The sequence below is a fragment of the Aquamicrobium zhengzhouense genome, assembly GCF_016124105.1.
Lineage (GTDB): Bacteria > Pseudomonadota > Alphaproteobacteria > Rhizobiales > Rhizobiaceae > Aerobium > Aerobium zhengzhouense.
In genome coordinates, this window is sequence record NZ_JADGMQ010000012.1 from 102,837 (window position 1) to 121,851 (window position 19,015).

Genomic DNA, 19,015 nt, shown 5'->3' on the forward strand with positions numbered 1-19,015 from the left:
GCTTTCCATACGAAATGAGTACCCATGACAGATCAGGACGTCATCACCGAGGCAGGAAAATCAGTTAAGGCCGAACGTTACGTGCCTTACTATCTGTCGCTCTTGAATAACCGCCTGTCCTGGGGTGGCTCGCAGCTCTACCTTAAGCTGTTTGATATTGGTCTGAACGAGTGGCGAATCTTGTCTGCGCTGCGAAATGAACCTGGTATTCAGGCGCTGCGCATTTGCGAGATGATCACACTCAATAAATCTGTTGTCAGCCGATCGACGCGCCGCCTTGAAGAGATGAAACTTGTTGAGGCTCGACTGGAGCAGGGCAAGCGTCTGCTTTGGCTGCTTCCACGAGGTGCAGAGCTTCACGATCAGATCATCGAGATTGCTTATCGCCGGCAGGACGCGTTGCTGGATGGCTTTGACCAGAAAGATCTGGACACGCTTTACGGACTGCTTGAGCGGATGCGGCAAAATCTCAAGAAGGTCGACAAAGTCGACAACGAACTGCTGCAGCGCTAGGCGCGGGCGAGAAGAATAATCCGCCGAGGGTGCGCACAGATTGCGCGCCACGCATCCCGCTCCTGCTGAGTATGTCGACATCCGCACTCCTCCAACTGCCGTATGGTTTATATAGCAATCTGTTGCTATAGCAACTAGCTCCGTCGACGCGAAGCGCGAGGGTCGGATGAGCACCCAAGGTGCCAAGCAGGCATGGGCGGCTAAAGACGTGGCTCACCGTTCCGGTGCGAGCGGTCGTGTAAACATCAACTGACGGAGATTGATGGCTGGGGCGCCTGGATTCGAACCAGGGAATGGCGGTACCAAAAACCGCTGCCTTACCGCTTGGCTACGCCCCAACGTTAGATGCCGCGTTCCTAGCGCGTGATCTTCGGTTCGTAAAGATGGAACTTTGAGATGTTCACCGTTCGGGCCTCGGAACGGCGAGGCGGGCATTTTCTGCGCGAGCGGCGAGCGCCGCAAAACGCCACCTGCTCGTTTGCCGAAATTAGATGATGAGACCTCGCTGATAGCCAGCAGAAATGGGACATTTCCTTTGCCGTAGTAAGTATTCGTCAGCGGCGTCCCCGTCAGGCTGAGTTCCAGAAGAGTAGCAGGTCAAAAATGCTAGCCAGACTTTCCCACCTCGACAGGCTCGAGGCGGAAGCTATTCACATTTTTCGTGAAGTTGCAGCAAGCTTCGACAATCCGGTGATGCTCTATTCCATAGGTAAGGACTCTTCTGTCCTGCTGCATTTGGCAATGAAGGCATTTTACCCGGCCAAACCGCCATTCCCTCTGCTGCATGTGGATACGACCTGGAAGTTTCGCGAGATGATCGCCTTCCGCGACGCCACAGCGCAACGGCTGGGCCTGGACCTCATTGTCCACATCAATGAGGAGGGCGTTGCCCAAGGGATCAATCCGATTGATTCGGGGTCATCCGTCCACACCCACATCATGAAAACGCTAGGGCTGCGTCAGGCGCTCGAACTGCATGGCTTCGATGCCGCATTTGGGGGCGCGCGGCGGGATGAAGAAAAGAGCAGGGCCAAGGAGCGCATCTTCTCGTTCAGGGACGACCACCACAGCTGGGACCCGAAGAACCAGCGCCCGGAGATGTGGAGGATTTACAATACCCGCATAAGACAGGGCGAATCGATCCGCGTCTTCCCGCTCTCCAATTGGACCGAGCTCGATATCTGGCAGTACATCCTGCAGGAAGACATACCAATCGTGCCGCTTTACCTCGCCGCGGAAAGGCCGGTGATCGAGCGCGACGGCATGCTCATCATGCTGGATGATGAGCGCCTGAAGTTACGGCCAGGCGAAAAAATCCAGACACGCAAGGTGAGGTTCCGCACCCTCGGCTGCTACCCGCTGACTGGTGCCATGGAATCTGACGCCACCACCTTGGATGCAGTTGTTGGCGAGATGCTGAACACGCGTGTTTCGGAGAGGCAGGGCCGGCTGATTGACCGCGACGAAGCTGGCTCCATGGAGAAGAAAAAGCGCGAGGGATATTTCTGACATGCTGCACGATATCTCCGCGACCAGGACAGGCGCTTCCGACATTCGAAGCTACCTTGCCGAGCAGGAACGAAAGACGATGCTGCGGTTCCTGACCTGCGGCTCGGTTGATGATGGCAAATCGACCCTGATCGGCAGGCTTCTTTATGACACGCGACTGGTATTCGAGGATCAACTCGCAACGCTGCAATGCGATTCCGCGCGTTATGGCACAGCGGATGAGGAGCTTGATTTCGCCCTGCTGGTGGATGGTCTGGAGGCAGAGCGTGAGCAGGGCATCACCATTGATGTCGCCTACCGCTTTTTCGCGACCGCCAAGCGCAAGTTCATCGTCGCGGACACGCCGGGCCATCTGCAGTACACGCGCAACATGGCGACGGGAGCGTCCATTGCCGATCTGGCGATCGTGCTCGTGGATGCTCGCCGCGGTGTCCTGCCACAAACCAAGCGGCACTCATACATCGCCTCACTGCTTGGTATCCGGCACATCCTGCTGGCTGTGAACAAAATCGACCTCGTCGGCCACGATCAGGCGGTATTCGAGGAGATTGCCGAGAGCTATCGGAAGGCAACCGCCGGGCTTGGCTTCGCATCAGTGGTGCCGATCCCTGTCTCGGCCAGATATGGGATAAACGTTGCGGCGCGGTCGCCTCAGACGAGCTGGTACGAGGGGCCGACAATGGTCGAGCACCTTGAGAATATCGAGGTTGATGAGGACGGAACGACCAAGCCCTTTCGTTTCCCCATCCAATATGTCAACCGGCCCAATCTCGACTTCAGGGGTTTCGCGGGCACCATCGCCTCGGGGACTGTGGAGCGCGGGGATGAGATCGTCGTCGCGAAATCCGGAAAGACCTCGCGGGTGAAGCGGATCGTTTCAGCTGGCGGCGATCTTGAGGCCGCACGGGAAGGACAGGCCGTCACCCTCGTTCTGGAAGATGAGATTGAGGCCTCGCGCGGAAACCTGCTGACTGCGCCTGATGCCCGGCCCCATGTTTCCAATCAGCTCGCCGCGAGCATCGTCTGGTTTGGGGAGCAGGCGATGGCGTCCGGCCGTCAGTATATCTTGCGAACGGAGACGGATAGCGTCTCCGCCACTGTCACGGCGCTGAAGCATCGCATCAACATTGACGATTTCGCACATGAGGCTTCAAAGACCCTGGAGATCAACGAAGTCGGTGTGTGCAATCTGTCGCTTCAGGCACCGATCGCCTTCGATAATTTCATCGATAACCGCGCGACGGGCGCGTTCGTTCTGATCGACCGGATCAGCAATGCAACGGTCGCCGCCGGTATGATCCTGCATCCGCTGCGCCGCGCCGAGAACATTCACTGGCAGGCGCTTGATGTCGATAAGGCGGCAAGGGCTGCGCAAAAGCATCAAAAGCCCGTGGTGCTGTGGTTCACCGGCCTGTCCGGTTCAGGAAAATCCACAATCGCAAATCTTCTCGAGCGAAAATTGCACGCCGGCGGCAGGCACACCTACCTGCTGGATGGCGACAATGTGCGCCACGGCCTGAACCGCGATCTGGGATTCGCCGAGGCCGACAGAGTGGAGAATATCCGTCGGGTCGGGGAAGTTGCCAAGCTCATGGCGGATGCCGGGCTTATCGTGCTTGCCTCGTTCATCTCGCCGTTTCGGGCCGAACGCGACAGCGTGCGTGAGCTGCTTCCCGCGGGCGAGTTCGTCGAGATATTTGTCGATACGCCTTTGGCAGAATGCGCCGAGCGGGATCCGAAAGGTCTTTACCGGAAGGCGAAGGCAGGGGAATTGACCAACTTCACAGGCATCGATTCTCGCTACGAAGCACCTGAGCACCCGGAGGTAAGACTTGAGACCGTCGGGCAGTCGCCCGAGGAGACGGTAGCGGCGCTGGAAAGCTGGTTAATCGAGAACGGCTATTGCTGACCCTTGCGCGGAATAGTAACGCCGGTGTCATGCTGGATCATGACACCGACGCCGAGATTCTGAAATTTTGCGAGCAACTTGCGCTTGATGCAGGGCGGCGCATCATGGAGATCGTTCACGAGGGCTTTTCCGCCGAACTGAAGATGGACAGCTCGCCGGTGACGCTGGCCGACCGGGAAGCTGAGCGGATCATCCTTGAGGGATTAAGATCGCGGTACCCGCAAATTCCGGTGGTCGCGGAGGAAGAGGCCGCTGCCGGCCGTGAACCGCAGAATGTCGGGAGCGTCTTCTTCCTTGTCGATCCTCTCGACGGAACACGCGAATTCGTTCGTGGCGGAGACGACTACACGGTGAATATCGGCCTCGTTCGCGCAGGGGTTCCGGTAGCTGGCGTCATCTACGCGCCTGCGCGATTCGCGCTCTATTCCGGGGCGGAAGGCGGCGCATGGGAGATCCCCGCTGACGCCCAGCATGTGGCGAAAGATCGACGTGCTATTCAGGTGCGCAGCGCGACAGAGCCGCTGAAGATCGTGGCGAGCCGTTCGCACAACACGCCGGAGACCGACGAATTCATTGCTCGGTACAAAGGGGCGGAGCGGATGACAGTAGGCTCCTCGCTCAAATTTTGCCTTCTGGCGAGCGGTCAGGCCGATCTTTACCCGCGCATGGGACGGACCATGCAGTGGGACACAGCTGCGGGCGATGCAATCCTTCGCGCCGCTGGCGGGATTACCCGCGAACTGGATGGGGCGCCCTACCGATACGGGCCGGGCCTGACGCCTGGCGACGAAGATTTCGCCAACCGGCATTTTATCGCCGAGGGCCGTCTCGCCTGATCAGGAAAGCTCGTCACGCCAAGGCGGATTTGCGCCGGAGCGTGAAACGGTGATCGCAGCGATTCTTGCGGCAAACTCCAGAACTTCCTGAAGCTGATCTGGCGATATGGTTGCAAGCGCATGCTTGGAAAGAAGGTTCCGGTCTGAAAGGGCAGCAAGCAGGGCAGCGTTAAACGCGTCGCCTGCTCCTACGGTGTCAACGACATCTGCCCTGGGGGCGGCCACTTCCACCCGGGCAATTGCGCTGTAGGCCACCGCGCCTTGGGCTCCGCGAGTTAACACGACCAGCTTCGGGCCCATGTTCAACCAGCGCATGGCAATTTCATCGCCGGTGCCGCTCTCCTCGAACCAGGCGAGATCCTCGTCTGACAGCTTCACAATATCCGCCATCGAGATCATGCGACGTAGACGCGCCCGATGGCGCTCTTTGTCGGCAATGAAGGCGCTGCGAATGTTCGGATCGAGCATGGTGACGCGGTTCTCATGCTCACGGCGCATCAGGGTCTCGTAAGTAGAGCCGCATGGCTCGGGGATGAGACTGATGCAGGAAAAATGCAGGGCCGTGATGGCCGGTGGCAGATCAGGAAGATCTTGTTCCGTCACCATCCTCCCAGCCGAATTTTCATCGAAGAATGTGTAAGACGCGTCGCCTTGTTCGAGGTGGACGAAGGCCAGGGTGGTCGGGCGCGAAGAATAGCGAACCAAGGACAGATCGACGCCGCTTGCTTCAAGTGCCGCGCTCAGCTTCCGCCCGAAAAGGTCGTCCGATAGACCGGAGAAGAATCCGGTTCGAACGCCGAGACGTCCGAGCGCGATGGCGGTGTTGAAGACCGCGCCGCCGACATGCGGAACGTAGGCGTCCTTGCCGGTTCTGGTCGCGCCAGGCAGCATGTCGATCAGAGCCTCGCCGCAGCACAGGATCATGGTTCACCCTCCAAAGACGCTGTTGCATAATGATTTGAGCGGGGCGCATCAATCCGCTAGCATTCCCTGCGTGCCGGGAAGTCGGAACAAAATACTCGCGTCGTATATTCGGCAGCGTTGCTCAAAGGAAATGAGCGTTGGATAAGACTTCTTCTCCGGCAGTTGAGGCTGCTCCCCGCCAGTTTGTCGTCAGCGACCTCGCAGACGAACTGATTGAATGTCTGAAATATCGAGTCGGCAAGGAGCCCTCGGTCGCAACGCGGCACGACTGGCTGTCGGCGGCCATCAAGGTGGTTCGGGATCGGCTGATCGATCGATGGATCGAGTCAACGCGAAGGGCCTATGAGAATGGCGACAAGCGCGTCTACTATCTGTCGATGGAGTTCCTGATCGGTCGGCTGATGCGCGACGCCTTCTCGAACCTCGGCATGATGGAAGACATGCGCGAAGCGCTCGCCGCTCATGATGTCGATATCGATCTGATCGCGGCTCTGGAGCCTGATGCGGCGCTGGGAAATGGCGGACTTGGACGCCTTGCCGCCTGCTTCATGGAATCGATGGCGAGCCTTGATATCCCCGCACATGGATATGGCATTCGGTACGTCCATGGCCTTTTCCGTCAGGAGATCCATGATGGTTATCAGGTTGAGCTTCCGGAGACCTGGCTCGATCACGGAAACCCCTGGGAGTTCGAGCGGCGCGAAGGGGCGTATGAAATCGGATTCGGCGGCAGCGTGAGGTCAGTTGCTTCTCAGGAGGGAAGGGGCGAGCGCCAGATATGGAAGCCTACGGAACGTTTTCTCGCAGTGCCATTCGACACCCCGATAGCTGGCTGGCGCGGAAAGCGGGTGAACAGCCTGCGCCTGTGGTCGGCAATGCCGGTAGACCCGATCCTGCTGGATGCGTTCAACGCGGGCGACCACATTGGCGCCTTGAGGGAAAGCAACAAGGCGGAGGCTCTGACGCGGGTGCTGTATCCGGCCGACAGCCATCCGGCGGGACAGGAATTGAGGCTGCGACAAGAGTACTTTTTCTCGGCAGCCTCCGTTCAGGACATCGTGCGCCGGCACCTGTCGAAATATCCTGATCTTCATTCACTTCCCGATAAGGTCACGATCCACCTGAACGACACGCATCCGGCGATTGCCGTGGCGGAATTGATGCGGCTCTTGATGGATGTTCATGGCCATGGCTTCGACAGCGCATGGGCCATTGCCAAACAGACCTTTGCCTACACCAACCACACATTGCTGCCGGAGGCACTGGAAAGCTGGCCCGTCCCGCTTTTCGAGCGGCTGTTGCCCCGGCACATGCAGATCATCTACGCCATCAATGCCGAGGTGCTGCTTGAGGTGCGATCCTCCGGCCGCTTCAACGATGACGAAATCCGCGAGATTTCACTGATTTACGAAGGCGGCGAGCGGCGGGTCCGCATGGGAAATCTTGCATTCGTGGGGGCTTTTTCGGTCAACGGCGTATCTGCTCTCCACACGGATCTGATGAAGCAGACGGTGTTTTCCGACCTGCACAAGCTGTATCCGGATAGGATCAACAACAAGACCAACGGCATCACCCAGCGCCGCTGGCTGTTTCAGTGTAATCCGAGGCTGACGACGCTGATCCGCGACACTATCGGGGATCGCTTCCTTGATGACATCGAGGCGCTGAGCGAACTCGATGCGTATGCTGAAGATCATGAATTTCAGCAACAATTCTCGGCGGTGAAGCGGGCAAACAAGGAGCAGCTGGTGAAAGTGGTCAGCGAGCGTCTGGGGGTACGCTTGGATCCCACAGCCTTGTTCGACGTTCAGATCAAACGCATTCATGAGTATAAGCGGCAGCTGCTTAACATCATCGAAGCGGTATCGCTTTATGACCAGATAAGGTCTCACCCCGAAAGGGACTGGCTGCCCCGCGTAAAGTTCTTCGCCGGCAAGGCGGCCCCGAGCTATCACAATGCAAAGCTCATCATCAAATTGGCCAATGACGTTGCGCGGGTGATCAACAGCGACCCCTCGGTTCGAGGGCTGCTGAAGGTGGTGTTCATTCCGAACTACAATGTCTCGACTGCTGAGATCATGATCCCGGCGGCGGACCTTTCGGAGCAGATTTCCACCGCAGGACTGGAAGCTTCCGGCACCGGAAACATGAAATTTGCGTTGAACGGCGCGCTGACCATCGGGACGCTGGATGGCGCGAATGTCGAGCTAAGGGAGCATGTGGGTGATGAGAACATCGTCATCTTCGGCCTGACCGCGCAGGAGGTGGCCCAGTGGAAGGCACAGGATTATCGACCCGGCGAGATCATAGAACGTTCTGCCGAATTGAAGCAGGCTTTGGAGGCGATCGGCACGGGTGTGTTCTCGCCTGACGATCCGGGTCGGTACGGGGAGTTGATCTCCGGCATTTACAAGCAAGACACGTTCATGGTTGCAGCCGATTTCGACGCGTATTCGTCTGCGCAGCGTCACGTGGATGAACTTTGGCGTACCCCGGCGCGTTGGCATCGAATGGCGATCCACAACACGGCGCGGGTGGGCTGGTTTTCTTCTGATCGCACCATCCGCCAATATGCGAGCGAGATCTGGCGCGTCCCCGTATGAAACCAGAGAGCACACAGAGTTCGAGAACGGCGCAGGCGGACATCGATGCCATCATGAAGGGTGCTCATCGCGATCCCTTCTCCGTTCTGGGACTGCAATCCGCTGGAAATGCCTTCATCGCGCGCTGCTTCATTCCGCATGCTGATGAGGTGGCGGCCTTCACCCTCGGTGGGGAGGAATGTGGCGCATTGGAACGGCGGGATGAACGCGGATTCTTTGAAGGTCCGCTCACGATCTCCAGCCGACAAGCTGTTCGTTATCGCGCGCGAAATGCCGGCGGCGAATGGTGGGTCGGCGACCCGTATTCCTTCGGGCCGGTCTTAGGGCCGATGGACGATTATTACATCGGCGAAGGCTCGCATCTGCGGCTCTTCGACAAGTTGGGCGGCCACCCCTTGCATCATGAAGGCGCAGATGGCGTTCATTTCGCTGTCTGGGCACCTAATGCAAGGCGCGTTTCGGTCGTCGGACAATTCAACGATTGGGACGGTCGACGTCATCCCATGCGCAAGCGCATCGACACCGGGATCTGGGAGATTTTCATCCCCGATGTCGCCATCGGTTGCATCTACAAATACGAGATCTTGGGTGCCGGCGGTGAGGTCTTGCCACTGAAGGCTGACCCGTTCGCGTTCCGGGCGGAATTTCGTCCGGCTACTGGTTCAGTCGTGGATGGGAAGCCCGACCATGAGTGGGGCGACGAAGCGCATCGCGAGTTCTGGAAGTCTGCAGATCCGCGCCGTCAGCCGATTTCGATCTACGAAGTTCATGCCGGGTCATGGCGCAAGCCAGAGGATGGCTCCTTCCTGACCTGGGACGAGTTGGCAGATCAATTGATCCCCTACGTCGTCAGCATGGGCTTCACACATATCGAGTTCCTGCCGATCAGCGAACATCCTTACGACCCTTCTTGGGGTTACCAGACGACCGGGCTTTTCGCCCCATCGGCGAGGTTCGGTGAGCCGGAGGGTTTCGCGCGCTTTGTCGACGGTGCCCACCGCGCGGGGATCGGGGTTATCCTCGACTGGGTGCCCGCGCATTTCCCAATGGATGCGCATGGCCTCGCCATGTTCGACGGGACCGCGCTTTACGAACATGCGGATCCGCGAAAGGGGTTTCACCCGGATTGGCACACGGCAATCTACAATTTCGGTCGCCGCGAAGTGATGGCGTACCTCGTCAACAACGCCATCTACTGGGCCGAGACGTTCCACGTCGACGGACTGCGGGTGGATGCGGTGGCTTCCATGCTCTACCTCGATTATTCGCGAAAGGCAGGCGAGTGGATACCCAACGAGCACGGCGGGCGGGAAAACCTCGATGCAGTTGCCTTCCTGCGCAAGATGAACGCGGAAGTTTACCGCGCACATCCGGGCATCGTGACCATCGCGGAAGAATCGACGTCATGGCCGAAAGTTTCCCATCCGGTTCACGAAGGCGGGCTGGGCTTTGGCTTCAAATGGAACATGGGTTTCATGAACGACACGCTGCGTTACATGAGCCACGAGGCCGTGCACCGGAAGCACCATCACCGCGATATCACCTTCGGGCTTCTCTACGCATTCTCTGAAAATTTCGTGCTGCCTCTCAGCCATGACGAGGTGGTGCATGGCAAGCGCTCGTTGATTAACAAGATGTCGGGCGATGAGTGGCAGCGCTTTGCCAACCTACGCGCCTACTACGCTTTCATGTGGGGCTACCCCGGAAAGAAGCTGTTGTTCATGGGCCAGGAATTTGCCCAGCTACGTGAATGGAGTGAAGAGCGCGGACTCGACTGGCAGTTGCTGGAGCAGCCGGCGCATGATGGGGTGCGGCGCCTGGTTCAAGATCTCAATCGTATCTACCGGGATATTCCGGCGCTTCATGCACGAGATTGCGAGGGAGAGGGATTCCGTTGGCTGATTGCTGACGATGACGAGCATTCCGTGTTCGCCTGGGAGCGTCGCGCACCGAACGAACCCAGCGTCGTCGTGATCAGCAACTTTACGCCGTGTCCACGCGAGAATTATGTCGTGCCTATGCCCCAAGACGGGACCTGGCGCGAAGCAATTAATACCGATGCTGATTTTTACGGGGGAAGTGGAAAGGGGAACGGAGGTAAGGTGGTCGCTGAAGGAGGGAACGCCAAGCTGTTCCTGCCGCCGCTAGCTACCCTTATTCTCGAATATATGGGTTGAACGCCCGGTGGAGGGACTGCTGATGGACAAGAGGCCTCAGCCATTGGCGCGAGACGCCATGGCCTACGTGCTCGCGGGTGGTCGAGGTAGCCGCCTCGCGGAACTGACGGACGTTCGCGCAAAGCCTGCTGTCTATTTCGGCGGCAAAACCCGCATCATTGATTTCGCGCTGTCCAACGCCTTGAACTCTGGCATACGCCGTATTGGTGTTGCGACACAGTATAAGGCCCATTCTTTGATCAGGCACTTGCAGCGCGGATGGAATTTCTTCCGGACCGAGCGCAACGAAAGTTTCGACATTCTGCCGGCAAGCCAGCGGGTCTCGGAGACGCAATGGTATGAAGGCACCGCTGATGCGGTCTTTCAGAACATCGATATCATCGAGGACTACGGTGTCGAATACATGGTCATCCTCGCCGGTGATCACATCTACAAGATGGACTATGAGCTGATGCTGCGTCAGCACGTCAACGCCAATGCCGACGTCACCATAGGGTGTCTGGAAGTCCCTCGCGCGGAGGCAACCGGTTTCGGCGTCATGCATGTCGACGCGAACGATCGCGTCCTTCAGTTCGTGGAGAAGCCTGCAGATCCACCAGGAATGCCGGACAAGCCTGAGATGGCACTGGCTTCGATGGGCATCTATGTTTTCCGCACCTCCTTCCTGATGGATCAGCTGCGCCGCGATGCGCATGATCCGCAATCGAGCCGAGATTTCGGCAAGGACATCATCCCCTATGTTGTGAAGCATGGAAAAGCAGTTGCCCATCGCTTCACTACCTCATGTGTGCGCTCCAGTCTGGAAACAGAGGCCTATTGGCGAGATGTGGGCACGATTGATGCCTATTGGGCTGCCAATATCGATTTGACAGATGTGACACCCGAACTTGATATTTACGATCGCGACTGGCCGGTCTGGTCCTATGCGGAGGTCAAACCGCCTGCGAAATTCGTTCACGACGAAGACGGACGACGTGGGACCGCCGTATCCTCCTTGATCGCGGGCGACTGCATCATCTCCGGAGCAGCCTTGAAGAGGAGCCTTCTGTTCACCGGTGTGCGGGTAAATTCCTTTTCATCACTGGAAGATGCCGTCGTGCTTCCGGGCTGTGTCATCGGCCGTAACGCGACGCTGCAAAAGGTTGTCCTCGACCGCGGGGTACGGATTCCGGAAGGGCTTTCCGTGGGATTTGACGATGAACTGGACAAGAAGCGCTTTCGTGTATCAGAAGGCGGGGTGCGCCTCATCACGCAGGCAATGATAGACAGGCTGGGCAATTAACCAGATGCAGGTTCTTTCGGTTGCGTCCGAAATGTTCCCCTTCATCAAGACAGGGGGCCTGGCAGACGTCACAGGAGCGTTGCCTCACGCGCTCGCGTCGCATGGAATTTTCGTGCGCAGCATGCTTCCCTGTTATCCGGCACTGAAAAGCAGATTGTCCGCAAAGAGCTCGATCGCACACCGGTACAACGATCTGTTCGGTGGTCCTGCGAGTATCATCGAAGCTCAGATAGAAGGGCATCACCTCCTCCTTCTGGACGCGCCGCATCTGTTTGAACGCGCTGGTGGCGCGTATGGGGACGATGGCGGCGGAGATTGGGCGGATAATTGGGCGCGGTTTGCAGCATTTGCGCGCGCTGCTGCGGACGTTGCTGCGGGTGAGATCAAGGGTTGGAAGCCGGATGTCGTTCACGCACATGATTGGCAGGCCGCGATGACCCTTGCCTACATGCGCTATGATGAGCGACCGGCGGCGCCCTCCGTGATGACGGTGCACAACCTTGCGTTTCAGGGCCGCTTCCCGGCGGGGATCTTCCCTCAGCTGAAGTTGCCGCCAGAGGCGATGGCGATCGATGGCGTCGAATATTTTGGCGGGGTCGGTTATCTCAAGGCCGGTCTTCAGGCCGCGTCCGTCATCACTTCCGTCAGCCCAACCTATGTGCAGGAAATTCGGACGCCCGAGTTCGGCATGGGGTTGGATGGTCTGCTCAACGGGCGGGAGAACGATCTTTTCGGGATCCTCAACGGCATCGACACGAGTGATTGGGATCCGGAGACGGACCGCCATCTTGCTGCAACCTACTCGGCCCGGACGTTGCAGCGCCGTGCCGCGAACCGTAGGGTGCTCTTGGATCGTTTTCAACTCGATGATGATGGCTCGCCGCTTCTGTGCGTGATCTCTCGCCTTACCTGGCAGAAGGGGATGGATATCCTCGCGGCAGAAATTGCAAGGATTGTTGGGCTGGGAGCCCAGCTCGCAGTGCTGGGCTCGGGTGACAGCGCGCTGGAAGGCGCGTTCATTGCTGCTGCCTCGCGCCATCATGGCCGCGTTGGCGTGGTGACCGGCTATGACGAGGCGCTGGCTCATCTTCTGCAAGGTGGGGCTGATGCCATCCTGATCCCATCACGTTTCGAGCCTTGCGGCCTGACGCAGCTTTACGGGTTGCGCTATGGCTGCATCCCGATGGTGTCGCGCACGGGCGGTCTGGCCGATACCATCATCGATGCAAATCACGCTGCGTTGTCCGCTGGCGTCGCGACGGGTTTTCAGTTTAACCCGGGCTCGGGCGACGCGATCGTGGAAGCCGTCCATCGGCTTATCGCGGTTCATCGCAATCGCAGCGCATGGACCAGCCTGCAAAGGCAAGCGATGAAAACCGACGTTTCATGGAATGCGAGCGCGAGCGAGTACGCTCAGCTTTTTCGCTCATTGGTCTCGTCAGGAGAGTAAGGGATGATCTCAATAATCGACACAACACCTTACACCGACCAGAAGCCTGGGACTTCCGGCCTTCGCAAGAAGGTGCCGGTGTTCCAGCAGGAAAATTATGTCGAGAACTTCATCCAGTCGATATTCGACTCGGTCGCGGGATATCGCGGCGAGACGCTGGTGATCGGCGGCGATGGCCGGTACTTCAATCGCGAAACGATCCAGACGGCGATCCGCATGGCGGCAGCAAACGGATTTGGACGCGTGCTTGTGGGGCAAGGTGGCATCCTCTCGACGCCCGCGGCATCCCACCTGATCCGCAAGAACCGTGCGTTTGGCGGCATCATCTTGTCGGCAAGCCACAATCCTGGCGGTCCTGACGAGGATTTCGGCATCAAGTACAATGTCGGAAATGGAGGCCCTGCGCCAGAAAAGATCACGGAAGCGATTTACGCGCGCAGCCGCGAAATTGACCGCTACGCGACGATCGATGCGCCCGACATCGACCTCGACAAGATCGGCACGTCGCAGCTCGGAGAAATGACCGTCGAGGTCGTCGATCCGGTGGCCGATTACGCCGACCTGATGGAAAAGCTGTTCGATTTCGATGCGATCCGGGACATGTTCGCCGGCGGTTTTCGGATGGTGTTTGACGCCATGCACGCGGTTACCGGACCCTATGCGGTCGAAATTCTGGAGAACCGCCTTGGGGCACAACCCCGCACGGCGCGCAATTCCGTCCCGCTGGAAGATTTTGGCGGGCATCATCCAGACCCCAACCTCGTTCACGCGCGGGACCTCTATGAGTTGATGATGTCCGAAAATGCTCCGGATTTCGGCGCAGCATCGGATGGCGATGGTGACCGAAACCTCATTATCGGCAAGGGGATATTCGTAACTCCGTCGGACTCGCTCGCGATCCTCGCAGCAAATGCACATCTTGCGCCCGGCTATTCGGGCGGGCTGAAGGGCATTGCCCGTTCGATGCCCACCAGCGCAGCTGCTGACCGAGTGGCGGAGAAGCTTGGCATCGGCATCTATGAAACCCCGACCGGTTGGAAATTTTTCGGCAACCTCCTCGATGCGGGTCACGCAACGATCTGTGGCGAGGAAAGCGCGGGTACCGGGTCGGACCACGTTCGCGAAAAGGACGGGTTGTGGGCCGTGCTGCTCTGGCTCAACATCCTTGCAGTCAGGCGCGAGAGTGTCCTGGATATCGTTACCACGCATTGGGCGACTTTCGGCAGGAACTATTATTCCCGCCACGATTATGAGGCCGTCGAAACAGACAGCGCGAACACCTTGATGGATGAACTGCGCGCCAAGCTCTCCACGCTACCCGGCACCAGCATTGACGGGCTGACGATCGAGAGTGCGGACGACTTTTCCTACCAGGATCCGGTGGATGGTTCAGTGAGTGCCAACCAGGGCATTCGCATCGGATTCGTCGGCGGGTCGCGCATCGTGTTCCGCCTTTCGGGGACAGGCACGTCCGGAGGCACCATTCGCGTCTATATCGAGCGCTATGAGCCCGACGCATCGAAGCACGACGTAGAAACGCAAAAAGCGCTGGCTGACCTCATAGCAGCCGCAGAAAAGATCGCCGGGATCCGCAAGCACACAGGTCGCTCTACTCCAAGCGTCATCACCTGATGATGCCCGACCTGCGGCATGGCGCGCAGGTTGAGGACGGCGGCGTTCGCTTCACCGCCTGGTCGGCGAGCGCCGAGCGCATGTGGGTCTCTCTCTTCGAACGAGCCGGGACAGAGACAGCCCGTGTCGAGATGGAGAGGTCCGGAGAGATTTTCACGGTCTGGTTGCCAGACTTGAGACCGGGCCAGCTTTATGGGTACCGCGCGGATGGCGTCTACGAGCCACGAAGCGGCCTGTGGTTCGATCCCGAAAGATTGCTTGTCGATCCATATGCGCTGGCTATTGATCAGCCCTTCCGGAATCACCCGGAATTATTTGCAAGGCGAGGGCAGGGTGGTGATACCGCGCCCTTCTTGCCGAAGTCGGTGGTCGTTCAGCCGGAAGCATTTTCCCTCGTACCAGCAGTTTATTCTCCCGGCGGCCTGATCTACGAGATCAATGTTCGCAGCTTCACCATTCTGCATCCGGAGATTCCGGTAGAGCAGCGGGGCACGATCGGTGCTTTGGCGCATCCGTCCATTCTCGCTCATTTCCAAAAGCTGCACGTCGCGGCGGTCGAATTGATGCCGATAGCCGCGTGGATGGATGAGCGTCATCTGCCGCCTCTCGGCCTGCGGAATGTGTGGGGATACAACCCGGTCGCGTTCATGGCGCTTGATCCGCGCATCGCGCCTGGTGGATGGGCGGAGCTCCAGCAAACCGTGAGAGCGCTGCATGATTGCGGTATAGGTGTGATCATCGATGTCGTCTTCAACCACACCGCCGAAAGTGATGAGCAGGGTGCCACACTTTCGCTTCGGGGGCTGGACGCACGGGCCTATTTTCGCCACGCGGACGATGGAACCCTGATCAACGACACGGGCACTGGCAACACGCTGAACTGCGAGCATGAGCAGACCCAAAGGCTGATCCTCGACAGCTTGCGTGCATATATCCGCTGCGCCGGAGTGGATGGTTTCAGGTTCGACCTTGCGACCATTTTGGGCCGCACGCCGAGCGGATTTTCAGCGGAAGCGAAATTGCTGCAAACCCTGGCCAGTGACCCAGAGATCTCCAGCCGGGTGCTCATCGCCGAACCTTGGGATGTCGGACCCGACGGGTATCAGCTTGGCCAGTTTCTTGCGCCTTTTCTGGAGTGGAATGACCGCTATCGAGACGATGTTCGCCGGTTTTGGCGGGGCGATGGTGGTATGGTTCCGACGCTGGCGACACGGCTGGCGGGTTCCTCAGATATATTTGCTGGCGAGGCAACGCGCACCGTCAACTTCATTGCCGCGCATGATGGAATGACGCTGGCTGACATCGTTGCGTATGAAAGAAAGCACAATGACGCAAACGGTGAACACAACCGGGACGGACATGACGAAAATCTGTCATGGAACCATGGAGTCGAGGGGCACACCCCGCGCGCAGATGTGATTGCGAAGCGGGCGCGGTCCGTGCGCCGCCTTCTTGCGACACTGTTTATGTCACGCGGCACATTGATGTTGACTGCTGGAGATGAGTTTGGCCGCTCGCAGCAAGGCAACAACAATGCTTACGCGCAAGACAACGCCATCACCTGGATCGACTGGGATAACAGGGATCGCGAGCTGGAGGAGTTCGTTACGTACCTTGCGAAGCTGCGTTCAGAATATGAGGTCCTGCGTGGTGTCAGCTTTCTGACAGACGATGACGTGACCTGGCTCGATGAAGCAGGGAAGCCGATGGATGGGGACAAGTGGAGTGATCCGGAGACGCGAAGCCTGCAACTAGGTCTCGGCGATTTGAAGATCACACTTGGGCCAGACGAGGTGCTGATCGAGGACAAAACCGGAGAGGTTTTGATCCGGTGCTAGATATTACTGCACCAGAAACGCACGTCCGCAGTTCGCGTCATAGACCTTGATTTCTGCTTCACCGAGAGAGACTCCGAGAACCGACAGGAGCCTGTAGAGCAGATCGTCGATCGGCGTCGCTACATTCTGAATTGCACCCGTCAGCTTCCCCAGCGTGTTCGGTGGCAGGGTCAAAAGTGGGATGCCCAGGAGGCCCAATTCGAGCCGGGCAGATAAGGAAAGGCTGGAGAACAGAGAGCCGGTCAGTGACGAAAGATAGTCACGTGTATTCACCGTGCGGGCGACTGGCGGCTTCATGTCTGCTTTCGTAAACGTCATTGAAGTAAACTTGGTATTCGACATTTCTGCCTGGGCTTGCCCGGTTATGCTCACAAGCGGAAGATCTATGAGGCGGGCTGGCGAACGTGCCATGGGGTTGGCGAAGCCACCGAGTTTCGATCTGTCGACCTCGGCGAGATAAAGATTCACAATTCCGGGCCGCGCTTCGATCTCGACCTTTCGATTATTAAAGCCACCATCGCATGTGATGCTCTTCAGGCGGGCTTCGCCATACGCTGCCTCGAGGTAGAGCGGCAGCCGGATTCGAGCCCCAAGCAAGCTAAGCAAGTCCCGAGGAGTGCCAATCTCGACTGTGATTGCCAGTCTCGTCTGAGCGGTGCGAACCAGAGAGCCCGCTTCGCCTACGGTCAGCCAGCCCGAGTGCTGCGGCGGTTCACCTATTGCCAGCGACACGACAGCACTCAGGAGGCCGGTCTGCGCTCCTAGATCCAGAGCGACCTGCTTGCCACGGCCTGCAATCGCTGCGCTCATCATCAGGAATTCCAGCGCATTCATGTCGACACCGACCTGGCGAATGGATGCTGCCGTCAGTTCGCCGTTCCCGAAATCCACCAGATCAGAGAGCTTAATGGGCAGTACGGAGCCATTCGTCGTCTGGTTTACGAGAGAGTTCAGAGCGGTGAGCGCCGGCCCCTGTATCTCGCCGGTGCTCCTCATTGTTTTCGCAATTTTTCCGATCGTCAGGTTCGCGCCCAAAACCTCATCATAGCTCCCCGCGCCTACATCGAGGTCCAGCGCAAGCGCGTCGATAAACGAGAGCAGCTTGACGTTCGTATCCAGCAGCGCTTCGTAGTCCATCAGTGATAGTGATATTTGTGAGCCTGTAAGGCCGGAGAGGAGGCTGTTGATTATGCCTCCATCTAACCGCGCCAATCGGGAACCAATGGAAAAGGCTGCGACCGGAGTTGCCGATGCGACGCCGGTTACAACTATCTCCGGAGGAGGGATCAACGCTCCGGCGAAATAGCGTGTACCCAAGGTGCGATAGGTGACACGAGCCGCGTTTTTCGTCGCGCCCGCAGGATCGAAACGCGCTGCCGAATCGATCTCCTTACGCGCTGAATAATGCCCGGTGGTGACAAGGAGGCGGTCGCGGGCTCCTGGTCCTGACAACTCGGAATTTCTGCCTACAACCAAGGCAGCGACGCCATTGTCGGACATCGTTCTTTGGGCATTTGCGGTGGCTAGGGTGGGATTTAAGGCCGCAGCGATGGCGGCGAGATCTGCGAGTGCCTGGGCCTGGCGCTTCTCGACGTAGAGCGACCCGCTGTCTACTGCTATCGCGGCAAGGACAATGGCGGCAGGTGCGGTGAGAGCGGTCATGATTGCAAAGTGGCCGGATCGCGCCTTGAGGAATTTGCTCAGAAGCGGTCGCAGGCGATACATCACGCCCCTCCGATCCTGATTGTTGATCGCCGTGAGATCGTGGTTGACGGCATCGAGATACCGTCAAAAAGCCCCCAGATCGGCAGATCTCGTGCGTCGTAGCTGACCTCAACGTTGAACTGGCTGGGATCTAGCGGGCTGTCGCCAACTGTAACGCTAAGCTTGTTCGGATCGATGAAGAGATACCCGTCCGCGTTGCGAACGATGAAGCCCTCCGCCATCGAGCGACGCTCGCCGCTGTCAATGCCAGCGATGGCAGCTCGCGCGGTATCTGCTGCAAGCTGCTGCACCGAGTGGCTCGCCCCGAAATAGATGCCGTAGGCAGTCATGCCAAGGAAGAGGAGGAGATACAGCGGTGCGAGCATGGCAAACTCGACCGCTGTCGCCCCCGAGGACGATCCGAGGAATTTCTCCTTGCGAAGTTTCTCGTCACGTGTGCTCATGGGATCATCTAAGCAGCACGTTATGGATGTAATACTTCTCTTCAACGCAATTTATGGGTGTATGAAGTTGCAAGCAGTGCGTCGCTTGAATGCAACGGCATGTTGATCTGTTCGTTATAATTCGCGCCGCAAGATCATCTTTCCGCCATCTCGAGATGGAATTGCCAATCGCAG

The 19,015-nt window shown here is 58.3% G+C and carries 13 protein-coding genes and 1 tRNA gene; 10 read left to right on the plus strand and 4 right to left on the minus strand.

Going from position 1 to position 19,015, the window contains the following annotated elements:
* Positions 1–24: 24 nt before the first annotated feature.
* A complete protein-coding gene (locus tag IOD40_RS15305) occupies positions 25–513 on the plus strand; it encodes a MarR family winged helix-turn-helix transcriptional regulator (RefSeq protein WP_198477565.1) in 489 nt (162 codons plus the stop codon).
* A 263-nt stretch (positions 514–776) separates the two neighbouring features.
* On the opposite strand, the gene IOD40_RS15310 is transcribed toward IOD40_RS15305, so the two are convergent.
* Positions 777–851, minus strand: a tRNA-Gln gene (locus IOD40_RS15310).
* Between the two features lie 265 nt (positions 852–1,116).
* Here IOD40_RS15310 and cysD point away from each other — a divergent pair.
* From cysD to cysQ, 3 genes are read left to right on the plus strand one after another with little or no spacing between them, the layout of a single operon-like run.
* Positions 1,117–2,022 carry a sulfate adenylyltransferase subunit CysD gene (gene cysD, locus IOD40_RS15315; protein WP_198477566.1) on the plus strand — a complete coding sequence of 302 codons (906 nt, stop codon included), beginning with the start codon at positions 1,117–1,119 and terminating at the stop codon, positions 2,020–2,022.
* Position 2,023: 1 nt separating this feature from the next.
* Entirely contained in the window at positions 2,024–3,931 is a 1,908-nt protein-coding gene (gene cysN / locus IOD40_RS15320) for a sulfate adenylyltransferase subunit CysN (RefSeq protein WP_198477567.1), read from the plus strand.
* A gap of 29 nt (positions 3,932–3,960) precedes the next feature.
* Positions 3,961–4,767 (plus strand): 3'(2'),5'-bisphosphate nucleotidase CysQ, encoded by an 807-nt coding sequence (cysQ, locus tag IOD40_RS15325; RefSeq protein WP_198477568.1) that lies wholly within the window; start codon positions 3,961–3,963, stop codon positions 4,765–4,767.
* Here the strand turns inward: cysQ and IOD40_RS15330 are convergent, their stop codons facing one another.
* The gene (locus IOD40_RS15330; protein WP_198477569.1) at positions 4,768–5,691 is read right to left on the minus strand and encodes a carbohydrate kinase family protein; all 924 of its coding nucleotides are present in this window, start codon (positions 5,689–5,691) and stop codon (positions 4,768–4,770) included.
* A gap of 137 nt (positions 5,692–5,828) precedes the next feature.
* Here IOD40_RS15330 and IOD40_RS15335 point away from each other — a divergent pair, with 137 nt between their 5' ends.
* From IOD40_RS15335 to glgX, 6 genes are read left to right on the plus strand one after another with little or no spacing between them, the layout of a single operon-like run.
* Entirely contained in the window at positions 5,829–8,294 is a 2,466-nt protein-coding gene (locus IOD40_RS15335) for a glycogen/starch/alpha-glucan phosphorylase (RefSeq protein ID WP_198477570.1), read from the plus strand.
* Complete coding sequence (gene glgB, locus IOD40_RS15340) at positions 8,291–10,471, plus strand: 1,4-alpha-glucan branching protein GlgB (protein ID WP_198477571.1); 2,181 nt, start codon at positions 8,291–8,293, stop codon at positions 10,469–10,471. Before IOD40_RS15335 ends, glgB begins: the two co-directional genes overlap by 4 nt.
* A gap of 19 nt (positions 10,472–10,490) precedes the next feature.
* Positions 10,491–11,753, plus strand: coding sequence for a glucose-1-phosphate adenylyltransferase (gene glgC, locus IOD40_RS15345; RefSeq protein ID WP_198477589.1), 1,263 nt, complete (start codon positions 10,491–10,493; stop codon positions 11,751–11,753).
* 4 nt (positions 11,754–11,757) lie between these two features.
* On the plus strand, positions 11,758–13,203 hold the full coding sequence (glgA, locus tag IOD40_RS15350; RefSeq protein ID WP_198477572.1) for a glycogen synthase GlgA: 1,446 nt from the start codon (positions 11,758–11,760) through the stop codon (positions 13,201–13,203).
* Between the two features lie 3 nt (positions 13,204–13,206).
* Positions 13,207–14,835, plus strand: a complete 1,629-nt coding sequence (locus tag IOD40_RS15355) for an alpha-D-glucose phosphate-specific phosphoglucomutase (protein WP_198477573.1) — start codon at positions 13,207–13,209, stop codon at positions 14,833–14,835.
* Positions 14,835–16,673, plus strand: a complete 1,839-nt coding sequence (glgX, locus tag IOD40_RS15360) for a glycogen debranching protein GlgX (protein WP_325099751.1) — start codon at positions 14,835–14,837, stop codon at positions 16,671–16,673. Before IOD40_RS15355 ends, glgX begins: the two co-directional genes overlap by 1 nt.
* 3 nt (positions 16,674–16,676) lie before the next feature.
* On the opposite strand, the gene IOD40_RS15365 is transcribed toward glgX, so the two are convergent.
* Both IOD40_RS15365 and IOD40_RS15370 read right to left on the minus strand, forming a co-directional pair.
* Positions 16,677–18,398 carry a pilus assembly protein TadG-related protein gene (locus tag IOD40_RS15365; protein ID WP_198477574.1) on the minus strand — a complete coding sequence of 574 codons (1,722 nt, stop codon included), beginning with the start codon at positions 18,396–18,398 and terminating at the stop codon, positions 16,677–16,679.
* Positions 18,398–18,841 carry a TadE/TadG family type IV pilus assembly protein gene (locus IOD40_RS15370; protein WP_198477575.1) on the minus strand — a complete coding sequence of 148 codons (444 nt, stop codon included), beginning with the start codon at positions 18,839–18,841 and terminating at the stop codon, positions 18,398–18,400. Before IOD40_RS15370 ends, IOD40_RS15365 begins: the two co-directional genes overlap by 1 nt.
* Positions 18,842–19,015 lie beyond the last annotated feature (174 nt).

Excerpts from the sequence above, each read along its gene's own strand:
- cysN (WP_198477567.1), top strand. The coding sequence starts at position 2,024 with ATGCTGCACGATATCTCCGCGACCAGGACAGGCGCTTCCGACATTCGA.
- glgX (WP_325099751.1), top strand. The coding sequence starts at position 14,835 with ATGATGCCCGACCTGCGGCATGGCGCGCAGGTTGAGGACGGCGGCGTT.
- glgA (WP_198477572.1), top strand. The coding sequence starts at position 11,758 with ATGCAGGTTCTTTCGGTTGCGTCCGAAATGTTCCCCTTCATCAAGACA.
- IOD40_RS15355 (WP_198477573.1), top strand. The coding sequence starts at position 13,207 with ATGATCTCAATAATCGACACAACACCTTACACCGACCAGAAGCCTGGG.
- IOD40_RS15330 (WP_198477569.1), bottom strand. The coding sequence starts at position 5,691 with ATGATCCTGTGCTGCGGCGAGGCTCTGATCGACATGCTGCCTGGCGCG.
- IOD40_RS15370 (WP_198477575.1), bottom strand. The coding sequence starts at position 18,841 with ATGAGCACACGTGACGAGAAACTTCGCAAGGAGAAATTCCTCGGATCG.
- IOD40_RS15305 (WP_198477565.1), top strand. The coding sequence starts at position 25 with ATGACAGATCAGGACGTCATCACCGAGGCAGGAAAATCAGTTAAGGCC.
- IOD40_RS15365 (WP_198477574.1), bottom strand. The coding sequence starts at position 18,398 with ATGTATCGCCTGCGACCGCTTCTGAGCAAATTCCTCAAGGCGCGATCC.
- cysD (WP_198477566.1), top strand. The coding sequence starts at position 1,117 with ATGCTAGCCAGACTTTCCCACCTCGACAGGCTCGAGGCGGAAGCTATT.
- glgB (WP_198477571.1), top strand. The coding sequence starts at position 8,291 with ATGAAACCAGAGAGCACACAGAGTTCGAGAACGGCGCAGGCGGACATC.
- cysQ (WP_198477568.1), top strand. The coding sequence starts at position 3,961 with ATGCTGGATCATGACACCGACGCCGAGATTCTGAAATTTTGCGAGCAA.